This is a genomic window from Klebsiella sp. TF21-TM (genome assembly GCF_019753495.1).
In the GTDB taxonomy this organism is placed as follows: Bacteria; Pseudomonadota; Gammaproteobacteria; order Enterobacterales; family Enterobacteriaceae; genus Klebsiella; species Klebsiella quasipneumoniae.
Window position 1 is genome coordinate 62,846 of sequence record NZ_JAIJYL010000022.1, and the last position, 16,741, is coordinate 79,586.

The 16,741-nt window shown below is 59.0% G+C and carries 16 protein-coding genes and 1 other annotated feature; of the genes, 11 read left to right on the forward strand and 5 right to left on the reverse strand.

The window, feature by feature from the left end:
* Nucleotides 1-123: 123 nt before the first annotated feature.
* Together K5R89_RS19385 and K5R89_RS19390 are read left to right on the forward strand one after the other, a co-directional pair.
* Nucleotides 124-1,461 (forward strand): MFS transporter, encoded by a 1,338-nt coding sequence (locus K5R89_RS19385; RefSeq protein WP_217259541.1) that lies wholly within the window; start codon nt 124-126, stop codon nt 1,459-1,461.
* 51 nt (nt 1,462-1,512) lie between these two features.
* On the forward strand, nt 1,513-2,739 hold the full coding sequence (locus tag K5R89_RS19390; protein ID WP_130941747.1) for a DUF3748 domain-containing protein: 1,227 nt from the start codon (nt 1,513-1,515) through the stop codon (nt 2,737-2,739).
* Nucleotide 2,740: 1 nt separating this feature from the next.
* On the opposite strand, the gene K5R89_RS19395 is transcribed toward K5R89_RS19390, so the two are convergent.
* A complete protein-coding gene (locus K5R89_RS19395) occupies nt 2,741-3,073 on the reverse strand; it encodes a YceK/YidQ family lipoprotein (protein WP_023291451.1) in 333 nt (110 codons plus the stop codon).
* Nucleotides 3,074-3,318: 245 nt separating this feature from the next.
* Nucleotides 3,319-3,394, forward strand: a sequence feature (ROSE (Repression Of Heat Shock gene Expression) occurs in the 5'-region of heat shock genes and acts as an RNA thermometer to modulate expression.).
* Here K5R89_RS19395 and ibpA point away from each other — a divergent pair.
* The 3 genes from ibpA to K5R89_RS19410 all read left to right on the forward strand — a co-directional run bounded on the left by ibpA (nt 3,388) and on the right by K5R89_RS19410 (nt 6,153).
* Nucleotides 3,388-3,801: a small heat shock chaperone IbpA gene (gene ibpA, locus K5R89_RS19400; RefSeq protein ID WP_004151523.1), complete on the forward strand. Its 414-nt coding sequence runs from the start codon at nt 3,388-3,390 to the stop codon at nt 3,799-3,801. Its footprint overlaps the feature before it by 7 nt.
* Nucleotides 3,802-3,917: 116 nt before the next feature.
* Nucleotides 3,918-4,346 (forward strand): small heat shock chaperone IbpB, encoded by a 429-nt coding sequence (ibpB, locus tag K5R89_RS19405; RefSeq protein WP_023291450.1) that lies wholly within the window; start codon nt 3,918-3,920, stop codon nt 4,344-4,346.
* 145 nt (nt 4,347-4,491) lie between these two features.
* Complete coding sequence (locus K5R89_RS19410) at nt 4,492-6,153, forward strand: putative transporter (protein ID WP_072414106.1); 1,662 nt, start codon at nt 4,492-4,494, stop codon at nt 6,151-6,153.
* Here K5R89_RS19410 and K5R89_RS19415 read toward each other — a convergent pair.
* Nucleotides 6,121-6,867 (reverse strand): GntR family transcriptional regulator, encoded by a 747-nt coding sequence (locus K5R89_RS19415; protein ID WP_032454424.1) that lies wholly within the window; start codon nt 6,865-6,867, stop codon nt 6,121-6,123. The genes K5R89_RS19410 and K5R89_RS19415 overlap by 33 nt on opposite strands.
* 298 nt (nt 6,868-7,165) lie before the next feature.
* Between K5R89_RS19415 and K5R89_RS19420 the strand changes: the two genes are divergently transcribed.
* The 5 genes from K5R89_RS19420 to K5R89_RS19440 all read left to right on the forward strand — a co-directional run bounded on the left by K5R89_RS19420 (nt 7,166) and on the right by K5R89_RS19440 (nt 11,404).
* Nucleotides 7,166-8,788 (forward strand): alpha-glucoside-specific PTS transporter subunit IIBC, encoded by a 1,623-nt coding sequence (locus K5R89_RS19420; RefSeq protein ID WP_130941746.1) that lies wholly within the window; start codon nt 7,166-7,168, stop codon nt 8,786-8,788.
* The gene (locus tag K5R89_RS19425) at nt 8,785-10,107 is read left to right on the forward strand and encodes a 6-phospho-alpha-glucosidase (protein WP_017899668.1); all 1,323 of its coding nucleotides are present in this window, start codon (nt 8,785-8,787) and stop codon (nt 10,105-10,107) included. Before K5R89_RS19420 ends, K5R89_RS19425 begins: the two co-directional genes overlap by 4 nt.
* A gap of 100 nt (nt 10,108-10,207) precedes the next feature.
* Nucleotides 10,208-10,555, forward strand: coding sequence for a YidH family protein (locus K5R89_RS19430; RefSeq protein ID WP_004202264.1), 348 nt, complete (start codon nt 10,208-10,210; stop codon nt 10,553-10,555).
* Nucleotides 10,545-10,907, forward strand: coding sequence for a DUF202 domain-containing protein (locus tag K5R89_RS19435; protein WP_023291446.1), 363 nt, complete (start codon nt 10,545-10,547; stop codon nt 10,905-10,907). The genes K5R89_RS19430 and K5R89_RS19435 overlap by 11 nt, the downstream gene beginning before the upstream one ends.
* Nucleotides 10,904-11,404: a hypothetical protein gene (locus K5R89_RS19440; RefSeq protein ID WP_023291445.1), complete on the forward strand. Its 501-nt coding sequence runs from the start codon at nt 10,904-10,906 to the stop codon at nt 11,402-11,404. Before K5R89_RS19435 ends, K5R89_RS19440 begins: the two co-directional genes overlap by 4 nt.
* Before the next feature lie 3 nt (nt 11,405-11,407).
* On the opposite strand, the gene dsdA is transcribed toward K5R89_RS19440, so the two are convergent.
* Entirely contained in the window at nt 11,408-12,736 is a 1,329-nt protein-coding gene (gene dsdA, locus K5R89_RS19445; protein ID WP_023291444.1) for a D-serine ammonia-lyase, read from the reverse strand.
* A gap of 17 nt (nt 12,737-12,753) precedes the next feature.
* Nucleotides 12,754-14,091 (reverse strand): D-serine transporter DsdX, encoded by a 1,338-nt coding sequence (gene dsdX / locus K5R89_RS19450; RefSeq protein WP_048335644.1) that lies wholly within the window; start codon nt 14,089-14,091, stop codon nt 12,754-12,756.
* A 226-nt stretch (nt 14,092-14,317) separates the two neighbouring features.
* On the opposite strand from dsdX, the gene dsdC reads away from it, so the two are divergent.
* The gene (gene dsdC / locus K5R89_RS19455; RefSeq protein ID WP_044525088.1) at nt 14,318-15,241 is read left to right on the forward strand and encodes a DNA-binding transcriptional regulator DsdC; all 924 of its coding nucleotides are present in this window, start codon (nt 14,318-14,320) and stop codon (nt 15,239-15,241) included.
* Nucleotides 15,242-15,425: 184 nt separating this feature from the next.
* Here the strand turns inward: dsdC and emrD are convergent, their stop codons facing one another.
* A complete protein-coding gene (gene emrD, locus K5R89_RS19460; protein WP_032454418.1) occupies nt 15,426-16,610 on the reverse strand; it encodes a multidrug efflux MFS transporter EmrD in 1,185 nt (394 codons plus the stop codon).
* Nucleotides 16,611-16,741: the final 131 nt, after the last annotated feature.

The window sequence follows — 16,741 nt, forward strand, 5'->3', positions numbered from 1 at the left end:
CACATACGATTGTATGCTCCCAGGGATGCGAAAATTTGCCGCCTTTCCCTAGCACAAATTATTTAGCGCATCGCAACATAGTTATTAATACAAAACAAAAACACCCTCTGTAAATTACCGGGCATGGTGAGCGGCTTCGCTATGCCCAAAATCTGGAGACAGATTGCGATGGATATTTCAGTTACCGCTGTAAAAACCGGGCGTCGCCGTTATCTGACGCTCATCATGATCTTTATTACCGTGGTTATTTGTTATGTTGACCGCGCCAACCTCGCCGTCGCCTCGGCGCATATTCAGGAGGAGTTTGGTATTAGCAAAGCGGAAATGGGCTACGTATTTTCCGCCTTTGCCTGGCTGTATACCCTCTGCCAGATCCCGGGCGGTTGGTTCCTTGACCGCGTGGGGTCCCGGCTTACCTACTTTATCGCCATCTTTGGCTGGTCTGTAGCCACGTTGCTACAAGGCTTCGCCACCGGCTTAATGTCGCTCATAGGCCTGCGCGCTATCACCGGGATCTTCGAAGCACCAGCCTTTCCAACCAATAACCGCATGGTGACCAGCTGGTTCCCGGAGCATGAACGCGCCTCCGCCGTCGGGTTTTATACCTCGGGGCAATTTGTTGGCCTGGCTTTCTTAACGCCGCTGCTGATTTGGATCCAGGAGCTATTGAGCTGGCACTGGGTGTTTATTGTTACCGGCGGTATCGGCATTATCTGGTCGCTGATCTGGTTCAAGGTTTATCAACCGCCGCGGCTGACCAAAAGCATCAGCAAAGCCGAACTCGACTATATTCGCGACGGCGGCGGCCTGGTGGATGGCGATGCGCCGGTGAAGAAAGAGGCGCGTCAACCGTTATCGAAAGCGGACTGGAAGCTGGTCTTTCATCGCAAGCTGGTCGGTGTTTACCTTGGGCAGTTTGCGGTAACCTCGACGCTGTGGTTCTTCCTGACCTGGTTCCCGAACTACTTAACCCAGGAAAAAGGCATTACCGCGCTGAAGGCCGGTTTTATGACCACGGTGCCCTTCCTCGCTGCGTTTTTTGGCGTCCTGCTCTCTGGTTGGCTGGCGGATATACTGGTGAAAAAAGGCTATTCGCTGGGCGTGGCGCGTAAAACGCCGATCATCTGCGGACTGCTGATCTCCACTTGCATCATGGGGGCGAACTACACCAACGACCCGGTATGGATTATGGCGCTGATGGCGCTGGCATTCTTCGGTAACGGTTTTGCCTCCATTACCTGGTCGCTGGTCTCATCCCTGGCGCCGATGCGCCTGATCGGTCTAACCGGAGGCGTGTTTAACTTTGTTGGCGGCCTGGGGGGCATCACCGTACCGCTAGTGATTGGCTATCTGGCGCAGGATTACGGCTTTGGCCCGGCGTTGGTCTATATCTCCGTGGTGGCGCTGATAGGCGCGCTGTCTTATATCCTGCTGGTCGGCGATGTGAAACGTGTAGGCTAAATTTTTGCGATACGCTACCCTGATGCGTAAGTCTCGCATCAGGGTATCGTTATGAAACAAGTCACTTTTGCTCCCCGTCATCATCAGCTTACCAATGTTAATACCTGGACCCCCGACAGTCAGTGGCTGGTGTTCGACGTCCGCCCGTCCGGTGCGTCGTTCACCGGCGAGACCATTGAGCGAGTGAACGTAAACAGCGGCGCGGTGGAGACCATTTATCGTGCCACGCAAGGCGCGCACGTGGGCGTGGTGACCGTGCATCCAACCCAGGAGCGCTACGTGTTCATTCACGGCCCCGAGCGGCCGGATGCGCAATGGCAGTATGATTTTCATCACCGCCGCGGGGTGGTGGCCTTTCAGGATACCGTCGAGAATCTGGACGCCATGGACATCACTGCCCCTTACACCCCCGGGGCGCTGCGCGGCGGCAGCCACGTCCATGTCTATAGCCCCAACGGCCAGCTGGTCAGTTTTACCTACAACGATCATGTGCTGCACGAGCGCGACCCGGCGCTGGATCTGCGCAACGTCGGCGTGGCCGCGCCGTATGGACCCGTGACGCCGCCGGGCCACCATCCGCGCGAATACGGCGGCAGCCACTGGTGCGTGCTGGTGAGCCGCACGACGCCGACTCCCGCGCCGGGCAGCGATGAGATTAATCGCGCCTATGAAGAGGGCTGGGTGGGGAACCATGCGCTGGCGTTTATTGGCGATACGCTGGCGGAAAACGGCGACAAAGTCCCGGAGCTGTTTATTGTCGATCTGCCGCAGGATGAAGCCAGCTGGAAGCAGCCCGGCGGGGAGCCGCTGGCCGGTACCGCAACCACGATGCCCGCGCCGCCGGCGGGCGTCAGTCAGCGTCGTTTGACCTTCACCCACCATCGCCGTTATCCGGGGCTGGTGAACATTCCACGTCACTGGGTGCGCGCCAATCCACAGGCTACGAGCATCGCCTTCCTGATGCGCGACGACGCCGGTGTGGTGCAGCTGTGGCTGATTTCCCCACAGGGGGGCGAGCCGTGGCAGTTGACGCATCACACGTCGGGTATCCAGTCGGCGTTTAACTGGCATCCGTCGGGAGAGTGGCTGGGCTTTGTACTGGAGGGGCGGATTGCCTGCTGTCATGCCGGCACAGGCGATATCACCTTTTTAACCGAGGCGCATGCTCATGCGCCCTCGGCGGACGCGATCGTCTTTTCGCCAGACGGTAAACAGATTGCCTGGATGGAGGAGGTGGACGGTTATCGCCAGCTGTGGGTCACGCAGACCGGGCGATAACTTACTGGGCAGGCATCGGCGCTGGCGGGATCACCGAGTTGGTCGCCAGCGTGGCCTTCTCGCTCTTTTCGACCCGAGATTTGATTGAGCTGTCGGTGCGGAACATATCCCACGGCAGCAGCAGGGTATCCATGACGGCGGTGAACGGCATGTCCAGCGCCACCAGCGATTTCACACCCCAGTTGGTATTGTTGTCCCCCAGCGTTTGCGCACTGGATCGCGTGCCCGGATAGGTTCCCTCTTTGCCACCGGTATGTGACATTACGCTGGAGCAACCGCTCAGGCTTATTATCCCGCTGAACAGGACCAGCTTTAACAGTCGTCTGCTTTTCATTGTTCTTCCATCGTCGTTTCGGGCGTTGAGATAACCTTTTAGCGGTTATATCGGGCCATCCCGTGAATGCATAGCGTTATTGCGCCGCACTGTGGCGGGCATCGCACTTTGCTTTTTGTGCTCCTCCCCCCAGTCTAAGCAATCATCGGCAAACTGCAAAAAAAAACGCCCTCAATCCCTTGAAAAGCACGGGGAGAAACCCATTTTATAGGTGTAACCCACTGAGAATACGCCTGAGGGGTATTCCGGATTACCGCGGCCTGTCCACGATGGAAGGTCATTTGATTCTCGCTGATTTTCAGGAGCTATTTATTATGCGTAACTTCGATCTCTCCCCGCTTTATCGTTCAGCCATTGGTTTCGACCGCCTGTTTAACCTGCTGGAAAACAATCAAAGCCAGAGCAATGGCGGCTACCCTCCGTATAACGTCGAGCTGGTAGACGAAAACCACTATCGCATCGCTATCGCGGTGGCTGGCTTTGCTGAAAGCGAGCTGGAGATCACCGCCCAGGACAATCTGCTGATCGTCAAAGGCGCCCACGCTGCCGAGCAGAAAGAGCGGACCTACCTGTATCAGGGGATCGCCGAGCGTAACTTCGAGCGCAAATTCCAGCTGGCGGAAAACATTCATGTCCGCGGCGCCAACCTGGTAAACGGTCTGCTGTATATCGATCTGGAACGGGTGATCCCGGAAGCGAACAAGCCGCGCCGTATCGAAATCAACTAATTGTCCCTCTCAGGCCGCATGGCGGCCTGATGTAACAACCTGCTCGCCGTCAGGGAGCATATGCGAATTCGCGCAATTCGCAGATATTCACTCGCTTCACAGAAGGAGAAAACAGTATGCGTAACTACGATTTATCCCCCCTGCTGCGTCAATGGATCGGTTTTGACAAACTGGCCAGCGCCCTGCAAACCGCCGGTGAAAGCCAGAGCTTCCCGCCCTATAACATCGAAAAAAGCGACGATAACCACTACCGCATCACCCTTGCGCTGGCCGGTTTCCGTCAGGAAGATCTGGATATTCAGCTGGAAGGCACCCGCCTGGTGGTAAAAGGCACGCCGCAGCAGCCGGAAAAAGAGACCACCTGGCTGCACCAGGGGCTGGTGAGCCAGGCCTTCAGCCTGAGCTTCACCCTCGCCGACAACATGGAGGTCTCTGGCGCGACCTTCACCAACGGTCTGCTGCATATCGATCTGACCCGCCATGAGCCTGAGCAGATCGCCCCGCAGCGCATCGCCATCAGCGAACGACCGGCGTTAAATAGCTAATAAAGCAACCTATTGATAAAGCCCCGATTTTCGGGGCTTTTTTGTGCCGGTCTGTTTGCTGGTATTGTGCGCCAGGCTGCATACAACCCGTCTGGCAGCGGTCATAATCCCTGTTAATAATAATGTTATTCACAGGGACGATACCATGAGTGAGATAGCATTGACGGTCAGCGTACTGGCGCTGGTGGCGGTGATTGGGCTGTGGATCGGCAATGTCAAAATCCGCGGCGTCGGCTTTGGTATTGGCGGCGTGTTGTTTGGCGGCATTATCGTCGGCCACTTTGTCGATCAGGCGGGAGTCGCCCTCAGCAGCCCGATGCTGCATTTTATTCAGGAATTCGGCTTGATCCTGTTTGTCTACACCATCGGTATCCAGGTGGGGCCGGGCTTTTTCGCCTCGCTGCGGGTCTCAGGCCTGCGGCTCAATCTTTTCGCTATCCTGATCGTGATTCTTGGCGGCCTGGTCACGGCGGTGCTGCATAAACTGTTCAATATTCCTCTCCCGGTGGTGCTTGGCATCTTCTCCGGCGCGGTGACCAACACGCCGGCGCTGGGGGCCGGGCAGCAAATCCTGCGCGATCTCGGGGTGCCGTTCGAGGTGGTCGATCAGATGGGGATGAGCTATGCGATGGCGTATCCGTTCGGCATCTGCGGCATTCTGCTGACCATGTGGCTGGTGCGCCTGTTCTTTCGCATCAATGTCGAGAAAGAGGCCCAGCAATTTGAGGAGAGTAGCGGCAACGGCCATGCCCATTTGCACACCATCAATGTGCGGGTGGAGAACCCTAACCTCAACCAGATGGCGATTCAGGATGTGCCGATGCTCAACAGCGACAATATCGTCTGTTCGCGACTGAAGCGCGGTGAGCTGCTAATGGTGCCTGCGCCGGGCACCCTTATCCAGGCCGGCGATCTGCTGCACCTGGTGGGGCGGCCGGAGGATCTGCATAATGCGCAACTGGTGATCGGCCAGGAGGTGGCCACCTCGCTGTCGACGCGCGGCACCGACCTGAAGGTAGAGCGTGTGGTGGTGACTAACGAGAAAGTGCTGGGGAAGAAAATACGCGATCTGCACGTCAAACAGCGCTATGACGTCGTGATCTCCCGGCTTAATCGCGCTGGCGTCGAGCTGGTGGCCAGCAGCAGCGCCAGCCTGCAGTTTGGCGATATTCTCAACCTGGTCGGCCGTCCGGAGGCGATTGACGCCGTGGCCGCCGAGCTGGGTAACGCCCAGCAGAAGCTGCAGCAGGTTCAGATGCTGCCGGTATTTATCGGCATCGGCCTCGGGGTACTGCTGGGATCTATCCCGTTGTTTATTCCCGGCTTCCCCGCCGCCCTGAAGCTCGGGCTGGCCGGGGGGCCGCTGATTATGGCGCTGATTCTCGGGCGCATCGGGAGCATCGGCAAGCTGTACTGGTTTATGCCGCCGAGCGCCAACCTGGCGCTGCGCGAGCTGGGGATCGTGCTGTTTCTGGCGGTGGTCGGGCTGAAATCGGGGGGCGACTTTGTGGCGACCCTGACCCAGGGCGATGGCCTGAGCTGGATCGGTTACGGCATTTTCATCACCGCCATCCCGCTGCTGACGGTAGGCATTCTCGCGCGCATGCTGGCGAAAATGAACTATCTGACGCTGTGCGGCATGCTGGCCGGCTCGATGACCGACCCGCCGGCGCTGGCCTTCGCCAACAATCTGCACGCCACCAGCGGCGCGGCGGCGCTCTCTTACGCTACCGTCTATCCGCTGGTGATGTTCCTGCGGATTATCACCCCGCAGCTACTCGCCGTGCTGTTCTGGGGGCTGAGCTAGCGGGCTGTGCGCCTGGACGCGGCGCAGATGGTAGTCCACCTGATACTCGCTGGCGTTGCGGAACATGACCGAATAGTTAAGAAACTCGCCGCTGTCGCTGTAGGAAAGGGAGGTAATCCGCAGCAGCGGCGTCTGCTCCGGAACGTTCATTGAGCGCGCCAGCTGCCTGTCCGCCAGCACCGGCGTCAGGGTCTCATAGTTCCCGCTGATGATGATCCCGCACTCCTTCTCAATATAATCAAATTTCGATCCCTCCAGATGGCTCAGCGACAGGTTACGGAACAGCTTCACCGGCATATAGCTATCCTCCAGCATCAGCGGCTTGCCGTCGACGAAGCGCACCCGCCGCGAGAAGTAGATCCGTTCATCAATTTTAATTCGCAGCAGGCTGGCGATGGCCGGCGGGGCAGGCATCACTTCGAAGGCCAGCACCTGGCTTACCACCTCTTTACCCTGCTTGCGCAGCACTTCCGCCAGGCCGGTGAGATTGCTGGTTTCATGATGGACGTCTTTACGCGCCACGTAGGTCCCCGAGCCGTGGCGACGGACCACCAACCCCCAGTCCACCAGCAGGTCGATGGCTTTGCGGATGGTCATGCGCGCCACCCCGAACTCCTCGGCCAGTTTTTTCTCTCCCGGCAGCGGGCTGCCGATGGAGAAGTCGGCAGAATTCAGCCGCAGCCGCAGGCGGTCAGCAATGGATTTGTAGATCACCAGTAGTCCTCTTGTACAGGAAAGAGCGAGGTTATTTTCTTCACCTGTTATTAAAAAATAAGTTTTAAGACAGCAGGTTATTATCCATTCATTAGATCGATTTCATCCTTTGGCTTATCGATATCTAACTTTTGTTAACGAAGTAGACAACTTTGGCCAAATTAAAACCATGAAAGCGATCACGAATCGCAACGGCGCGGCATGTTGTTGGACGGGCAAATTCCTATTCTCGAGTGAGGCCGGTAATCAAGAAAAAGAAGGCCATTCACCCTACGAGTTGTTACATGAGGATTTCCCAATGCTCAGTCAAATACAACGCTTTGGCGGCGCCATGTTTACCCCGGTTTTATTGTTTCCTTTCGCCGGGATCGTGGTCGGTATCGCCATTATGTTGCGCAACCCGATGTTCGTCGGCGAAGCGCTGACCGCACCCGACAGCCTGTTTGCACAGATCGTTCGCATCATCGAAGAGGGCGGCTGGACCGTCTTTCGTAATATGCCGCTGATTTTCGCCGTCGGCTTGCCGATTGGCCTGGCGAAGCAGGCCCAGGGCCGGGCCTGTCTGGCGGTACTGGTGAGCTTTCTCACCTGGAACTACTTTATTAACGCCATGGGGATGACCTGGGGCCACTTCTTCGGCGTCGACTTTTCCGTTGAACCCACGGCCGGCAGCGGCCTGACGATGATTGCCGGGATTAAAACCCTCGACACCAGCATTATCGGGGCGATCGTCATCTCCGGCCTGGTGACGGCCCTGCATAATCGCTATTTCGATAAACCCCTGCCGGTGTTCCTCGGCATCTTCCAGGGCTCATCGTTTGTGGTCATTGTCGCCTTCCTCGCGATGATCCCCTGCGCCTGGCTGACGCTGCTCGGCTGGCCAAAAGTCCAGCTGGGTATTGAATCGCTACAGGCCTTCCTGCGCTCTGCCGGCGCGCTCGGGGTGTGGGTCTACATCTTCCTTGAGCGCATTCTGATCCCCACCGGTCTGCATCACTTCGTCTATGGCCCGTTCATCTTTGGCCCGGCGGTAGTGGAGGGCGGACTGCAGGTCTACTGGGCAGAGCATCTGCAGGCGTTCAGCCAGAGTACGGAACCGCTGAAGACGCTGTTCCCGGAGGGCGGCTTTGCCCTGCACGGTAACTCGAAAGTGTTTGGTTCGGTGGGCATTGCGCTGGCGCTTTACTTCACCGCCGCGCCGGAAAATCGCGTCAAGGTCGCCGGCCTGCTGATCCCCGCCACGTTGACCGCGATGCTGGTCGGGATCACCGAGCCGCTGGAGTTCACCTTCCTGTTCATCTCGCCGCTGCTGTTCGCCGTCCACGCGGTGCTGGCGGCGTCCATGGCGACGGTGATGTACATCTGCGGGGTGGTGGGCAATTTCGGCGGCGGCCTGCTCGACCAGTTCTTGCCGCAAAACTGGATCCCGATGTTCCATCACCACGCCTCGATGATGTTCATTCAGATAGGTATTGGTCTCTGTTTCACCGCCCTCTACTTCGTGGTCTTCCGCACCCTGATCCTGCGTCTGAACCTGAAGACGCCGGGCCGGGAAGAGAGCGAAATCAAGCTCTACAGCAAGGCTGATTATCAGGCGGCGCGGGGTAAAACCACGGCGGCAGCCGCGCCAGAGACCCGGCTGGGCCAGGCCGCTGGCTTTCTGCAGGCCCTCGGCGGCGCCAGCAACATTGAAAGTATCAATAACTGCGCCACCCGACTGCGCATCGCGCTGGTCGATATGGCGAAAACGCAAAGTGACGACGTCTTTAAAGCGCTGGGAGCCCACGGGGTAGTACGCCGCGGCAACGGGATTCAGGTCATCGTCGGCCTGCACGTTCCCCAGGTACGCGACCAGCTGGAAAACCTGATGAAAGATTCTCTTTCGACCGAACATACCACCATGACGGAGGCAGTATCATGAAAAAATTCTCAGTTGTTATCGCAGGCGGCGGCAGCACCTTCACCCCGGGCATTGTCCTGATGCTGCTGGCAAACCAGGATCGTTTTCCGCTGCGGTCGCTGAAATTTTACGACAACGACGGGGCGCGGCAGGAGACCATCGCCGAGGCGTGCAAAGTGATCCTCAAAGAGCAGGCGCCGGAGATTGAATTCAGCTATACCACCGATCCGCAGGCGGCGTTTACCGATGTTGATTTCGTCATGGCGCATATCCGCGTCGGGAAATATCCGATGCGTGAACAGGATGAGAAAATCCCGCTGCGCCACGGCGTGCTGGGCCAGGAGACCTGCGGACCGGGCGGGATCGCCTACGGTATGCGCTCTATCGGCGGCGTGCTGGAGCTGGTGGATTATATGGAAAAATATTCGCCGAACGCCTGGATGCTTAACTACTCCAACCCGGCGGCGATTGTGGCGGAAGCCACCCGTCGTCTGCGGCCGAACGCCAAAATTCTCAACATCTGCGATATGCCGATCGGCATTGAAGGGCGGATGGCGCAGATTGTCGGCCTCAAAGACCGTAAACAGATGCGCGTGCGCTACTACGGCCTCAACCACTTCGGCTGGTGGACTTCGATTGAGGATCTCGACGGCAACGATTTGATGCCGAAACTGCGCGAATATGTGGCGAAATACGGCTATGTGCCGCCTTCTAACGACCCGCACACCGAGGCAAGCTGGAACGACACCTTTGCCAAAGCGAAAGATGTGCAGGCGCTGGATCCGCAGACCATGCCGAATACCTACCTGAAATATTACCTGTTCCCGGACTACGTGGTGGCCCACTCCAACCCGGAACGCACCCGCGCCAATGAGGTGATGGATCATCGTGAGAAAAACGTCTTCAGCGCCTGCCGGGCGATTATTGCCGCCGGGAAATCCTCCGCAGGCGATCTGGAGATTGACGAGCACGCGTCGTATATCGTCGATCTGGCGACGGCCATCGCCTTTAACACGCAGGAAAGGATGCTGCTGATTGTGCCGAACAATGGCGCGATCCATAACTTTGACGCCGACGCGATGGTGGAAATTCCTTGCCTGGTGGGCCACAACGGGCCGGAGCCGCTGACGGTCGGCGACATCCCGCACTTCCAGAAAGGGATGATGAGCCAGCAGGTGGCGGTGGAAAAACTGGTGGTCGATGCCTGGGAACAACGCTCTTACCACAAGCTGTGGCAGGCGATTACCCTGTCGAAAACCGTGCCGAGCGCCTCGGTGGCGAAAGCGATCCTCGACGACCTGATTGCCGCCAATAAGGATTACTGGCCGGAGCTGCATTAATCCCCGCCGTTGACCGGCGCCCTGCGGGGCGCCGATGCTTCTCCCCGGTTCCTGATTTACGCTATGCTGAAGCCTGCTGCGCGATGAACAAGGAACCGTCATGAAAATCTCCCGCCTCGGCGAAGCGCCTGATTACCGCTTTTCGCTGGCTAACGAACGCACCTTTCTGGCGTGGATCCGCACGGCGCTCGGTTTTCTTGCCGCTGGCGTCGGTCTTGACCAGCTGGCGCCAGACTTTGCCACGCCGCTGATCCGTGAAATTCTCGCCCTGCTGCTATGCCTGTTTGCCGGCGGCATGGCCATCTATGGCTATCTGCGCTGGCTGAACAACGAGAAGGCGATGCGCCTGAAGCAGGATCTCCCCTATACCCGGACGCTGCTGGTGATTAGCATCCTGCTGCTGGCGGTGGTGGTCGCGGTGATGTTGCTGGTGCTGTATGGCGGATAAACGCCGGGCGCGGCGGGAAAGCGACCCGGGGCTACAGCCAGAGCGCACCTCCCTGGCCTGGTTTCGCACCCTGCTGGGCTATGGCGCGCTGATGGCGCTGGCGATTAAGCACAGCTGGCACCGCGCCGGACTGCCGTTCTGGCTGTCGATCGGCGTGCTGGCGATAGTGGCGGGGATCCTTTGGGGCTATACCCGCCGTCGTCATCTGATGGACGTCGACGACAGCGATTTTTTACAGCCGCGGGCGGTTCGTGACAAATTTTTGATCGCACTCGCAGTACTTTCTCTGGCATTCCTGTTTGCTGTTACTCACCTTCAACAGATAGTTTCATTCATTAGGGATATGTCATGACAGGATGTCCGGCGAATTTGCCTCTCACTCATGCCCCCGGCCAGCAACATGACACTCCCTTTCAGGCGGTAGTGGTCGAGGCGGAGCATTGCCGCCAGCCGCAGGCGTTCTATGCGCAGCTGCGTCAACAGGGGCTTACGGCTATCCATTTTATTCCGCAGCTGGCGGCTGGCGACGCCGCGCTGTGGGGAGAGTTTCTCTGCGCGGTCTTTCACCGCTGGGTGCGGGAAGATATTGGCCGTATCAATATTTTGCTGTTCAGCGAGACGCTGAGCGCCTGGTGCGGCGAGTTGATAACGCAGGCGGGCGCGCCGGCGGCCAACAGCGCCTGCTACGGCTGTCCGTGGCTACGCCTGTGCCGCTGCGGCGAACAGGAAGACCCGCTGTGCGCGGGTTATCGGCAGTTCTACGATCTCAGCGGGCCCTATATGCGAGTGATGCGGGACCTGCGCCGACAGCAGCGGCCGCCAGAGGCGTTGATGCCGCTGCTGCGCTGAAGATTAGCGCCCCTTCGCCAGATACTGCGCCATCTCCTCTTCCGGCACCATTCCGCCGCCGGTGGCCCACACCAGGTGGGTCGCCTGCTGCAGCTGTTGCTCACTCAGCCCCTGCAGCTGATGGTACGCTTTGCTGGCGCAGACGCGCTGCGGCCCGGCCATCCCGGCCAGCGCAGAGGGCTCAAGGCGGATATTTTCCGCTGTCGCCAGCCAGCCCAACATGTCATACATCGTCTGGTCATCAAGGGTATAGAACCCGTCGAGCAGGCGCTCCATTGCCCGGCCAACGAAGCCGGACGCCCGGCCGACCGCCAGACCGTCGGCGGCGGTCAGGTTATCAATGCCTAAATCCTGCACCGCTATCTGGTCATGAAGCCCGGTGTAGACGCCGAGCAGCATGCAGGGAGAGTGGGTCGGTTCGGCGAACAGGCAGTGAACGTGGTCGCCAAAGGCCAGCTTGAGGCCAAACGCCACGCCGCCGGGGCCGCCGCCGACGCCGCACGGCAGGTAGACGAACAGCGGATGGTCGGCATCGACCACCCGTCCGGCTTTGGCGAACTGCGCCTTCAGGCGCTCGCCGGCCACGGCATAGCCGAGGAACAGCGTGCGCGAATTTTCATCGTCGATGAAAAAGCAGTTCGGGTCGGATTCCGCCGCCTTGCGTCCCTGTTCGACCGCCACGCCGTAGTCCTCTTCATACTCCACCACCGTCACGCCGTGGCTGCGCAGTTTGGCCTTTTTCCACGCCCGGGCGTCCGCGGACATATGCACGGTAACCTTAAAGCCGATGCGGGCGCTCATGATGCCGATCGACATCCCGAGGTTGCCGGTTGAGCCGACGGCGATGCTGTACTGGCGGAAGAACTGTTTAAACTCCGGCGTCAGCAATTTGCGATAATCATCTGCGGTAGTCAGCAGCCCGGCCTCGAGCGCCAGCTTTTCCGCATGGGTCAGCACTTCATAAATGCCGCCGCGCGCTTTGATCGAGCCGGAGATCGGCAGATGGCTGTCTTTTTTCAGCAGCAGTTCGCCGCCAATCGGCTGGCCGAATTTTTGCTCGAGGCGGTGCTTCATTGCCGGAATGGCGACCACTTCCGATTCGATGATCCCACCGCTGATGGCCGTTTCCGGGAAGGCTTCCGCCAGATAGGGCGCGAAGCGCTGAAGGCGGGCATGGGCGTCCTGCACGTCGTCGGCGGTCAGGCCGACGTAAGGTAATCCCTCCGCCAGAGGGGTGGTGGCGGGGTTAAACCAGGTGGTTTCTTTCAGGGCGATCAGATCCTGCACAAGCGGGAAGGTCGCGGTCAAGGTAGTCAATTCAGCGTGTTTCATCATACGTCTCTTTGCGCTCAGATAATGAAAGAAAGCAGGAAGGTGGCGGCCAGTGCAAGTAGCGACGCGATAAAAGTCGCCGTCGTGTAGTACTTGAACGTTTCACTGAGGCTTGCGCCGCAGTACTGTTTGACCAGCCAGAAGAGGGAATCGGTGACGATCGTGCAGCCAATGGCGCCGGAACCGATAGCAATAGCGATGATCTCCGGGCTGACGCCGGGATAGAGCGGCAGCATCGGCGCGACGATGGCGGTGGCGCCCATCATCGCCACGGTGGCAGAGCCGACGGCGGCGTGCAGGATAAGCGCCACCAGCCAGGCCAGCAGAATCGGGTGCATATCGAGGTTCGACAGGATCACCGCCAGGCTATCGGCCAGGCCGCTGGATTTTAAGATCGCGTTGAACGCGCCGCCTGCGCCGATAATCAGCAGGATGTTGGCGATCGACCCAAAGCCATTTTCAGTATGGGTTAGCAGGACGCCCATCCCCATTTGCCGACGAATGCCGAGCATGTAATACGCGACAAAGACGGCGATAAACATCGCGGTGATGGGGTTGCCGATAAATTCCAGCACCGTATACAGCGTGCCGCCTTTCGCCATGTTCAGTTCGGCGACGGTTTTCACCAGCATCAGGCCAATCGGCAGCAGTACGGTAAACAGCGTGGCGCCGAGCGACGGCAGCGTCGACGCCTCGCGGACCTCAAGATTGGCAAATTCGGCCGGGACCGGTTTGTACGGCAGGCGGTTGCCTAACGCTCGGAGAAACAGCGGGCCGCCAACCAGCGAGGCGATCAGACCGACCAGCAGGCCATAGACAATCACTGTGCCAATATCGGCGCCCAGTTTGTTAGCGACAAACAGGGCCGCCGGATGCGGAGGGACCACGCAGTGCACCGCCATCAGCGCGGTACACAGCGGAATAGCCAGCTTCAGCAGCGAGGTGTTGGTTTTTTTGGCGATGGAGAAGGCCAGCGGGATCAGCAGGACCACGCCGACTTCGACAAACAGCGTGATGCCGCAGATCAGGCCGACCAGCACCATAATCACGTCCGCCGACAGCCAGCGGCAGCGCTGCAGCGTCAGGCCGATGCGCTCCGCCGCGCCGGAGACCTCCATCATCTTGCCGAGAATGGTGCCGAGGCCGATCACCGCCGCCAGGAAGCCCAGCGTGCCGCCGATCCCGCTCTCAATGGCGTTGACCATCTCCAGCGGGCCCATTCCCATCATCGCGCCGACGAAAAAGCTCGCCAGCAGCAGCGCCAGAAAAGGATGAAACTTCAGTTTGACGATCGTTAAGACGATTAACACGATGCTGATCAGCAGCGTGCTCACAACCCAGACTTGCGAACCCATATTCCACCTCGCCTGTGAATAATCTGGCCTTATTGAAGCGAGAAACCTCATGGGCTGACAAACGATATAAATGGGCTTTAAGGTGAGGAGAATTGAATCAAGTCGGTGATTTGGCTCAAAAACAGACCATTAAACATGCTGTGGGTCAAATTAATTCACCCTTTAGCGGCAAAACCGGCGTGATTTTTTTATCATCAACAGCCACTGTATTAGCCAGGAGCGCGTGATGGATGTGCTAAAAAACATAGGTACCCGGCTGCTGAACGGCTGGCAGCTCTCCAGGCTGTCGACCTTTGAAGTAGCGGCGCGGCACGAGTCGTTTGCCCTGGCCGCCGACGAGCTGGCGCTCACGCCTGGCGCCGTCAGCCACCGGATTAATCAGCTGGAAGCGGAGCTGGGGATCCTGCTCTTTGTCCGCTCGCATCGCAAAGTTGAGCTGACGCGTGAAGGTAAGCGGGTCTACTGGGCGCTGAAGTCGTCGCTGGATGGCCTCAATCAGGAGATCCTCGACATCAAAAACCAGGAGCTCTCCGGCAGTCTGACGGTCTACTCGCGGCCCTCTATCGCCCAGTGCTGGCTGGTGCCGGCTCTGGGAGACTTTACCCGTCGTTACCCGGCCATCTCCCTCACCGTGCTGACCGGCAACGAGAACGTTAACCTGCAGCGGACGGGCATCGATCTGGCGATCTATTTTGATGATGCGCCGTCGTCGCAGCTGAGCCACCATTTTCTGATGGATGAGGCGATCGTGCCGGTATGTACGCCGAATTACGCGCACCAGCGGCAGTTAATGTCGAATCCGGGCAATCTGCGCCACTGTACCTTGCTCCACGACCGCCAGGCATGGAGCAACGATTCCGGCACCGATGAGTGGTATAGCTGGGCGCAGCAGTTTGCGGTGGACCTGCCGCCATCGTCGGGTATTGGCTTCGATCGTTCCGATTTAGCGGCGATCGCGGCGATGAACCACCTCGGGGTGGCAATGGGGCGTAAGCGGCTGGTGCAGAAGCGGCTGGAGAGCGGGGAGTTGATCGCCCCGTTTGGCGATATGACGCTGAAATGCCACCAGCACTACTATGTGACCACCCTGCCGGGTCGCCAGTGGCCGAAAATCGACGCCTTTATCGAGTGGCTGCATAGTCTGACCTGAAAATGAGCCGGGCTACCCCTCTGTGATGTTGGACAGGCCGGGTAAGGCGTGAGCCGCCACCCGGCAACATTACGGTACGGCGCCTGATAACCGCCCGGCGGCGCTGCGCTTGCGCGGGCCTACAGAGGACAGAACGGTAGGCCGGGTAAGGCGTCAGACGCTATCCGGGGAACGGCCGCCGCGCTTATACCGGCTGCTGATGATGGGTAAAGCGCGAGGCCAGCGGCAGCCAGCACAGCAGAATCAACAGGCCCATCAGCATCATCAGCAGCCCGAGACTGCTCTGACCGGTTTGCGGCATCATTGCTGACAGCCATGCCAGCACGCCGGAACCGATATTCTGCAAGCCGCCAACCAGCGCCCCGGCGGTACCGGCGAGGAACGGGAATGGCTCCATCGCGCCGCTGGTGGCCAGCGGGAACAGCATGCCGGCGCCAAAGAAGAACAGCGCCGCCGGCACCAGCAGGGTCCAGACGGTCATAACGCCCAGCAGCCCCGGGATCCACATCATCAGACCCGCCAGCAGGCAGCAGATAACCGATTGCCACATCAGGGTCGGGAAACGCTTGTTCGGCCGGCCGGCAAACCAGGCGCCGAAGAAGGCGGCCGGGATCGGCAGAATAAACAGAATACTCACCGCCATGCTGCTCAGGCCGAGCACCGCGCCCATCAGTACGCCGGAACAGGCTTCGAATACCGCAATCCCCGCCAGGCCGCCGATCAGCATGAGCAGGTAACAGTTAAAGGCGCCGGTGCCGAACAGCGTTTTGTAGCTGGCCAGAAGTTTGGTGCGCGGCGCGCCCTCCGGGCGCGTTTCCGGCATCCATTTCGCCATGCTAAAGGTCACCCCCGCGCACAGCACCAGCAGGAAGGCGTAACAGGCGCGCCAGTTCCACAGGGTGTCGAGGATGCCGCCGAGCAGCGGGGCAATCAGCGGGCTTACCAGAATGCCCATATTTAACAGGCTATTGGCATGACGCAGCTGGGCGCCTTCGTACAGATCGCGGGGCAGGGTGCGCGCCATCACGCCGCCGACGCCGGTGCCCATCCCCTGCATGGCGCTGGCGGCGATCAGCACCGGCAGGCTATGGGTGGTAATGGCTACCAGCGTCGCCAGCATAAAAATCGACATCCCGACGAGGATCACCGGGCGGCGACCCACGCGGTCGGAGAGCGGGCCGTAAAACAGCTGTGAAATACCGTAGGTCAGCAGGTAGGCCGCCATTACGCTTTGTACCGCCCCTTCGCGGACGTTCAGCGCGACCGCCATGTCGGCGATGGCCGGAATATAGATGGTCTGCGCCATCTGGCCGACGGCCACCAGCAGTACCAGCATCAACAACAAATTGAAGTTTTTATGCCGTTTCATGTCGATGAATACTTTGTGAGTAAATAAAAATGAAGAATATGTGACTGGCACACCCCGTAAACGATGGAGGAATCTACCATATAAAAATGACATAACAACTGCAAAGTGCCGATTGTTGAGGGAATTCGAGG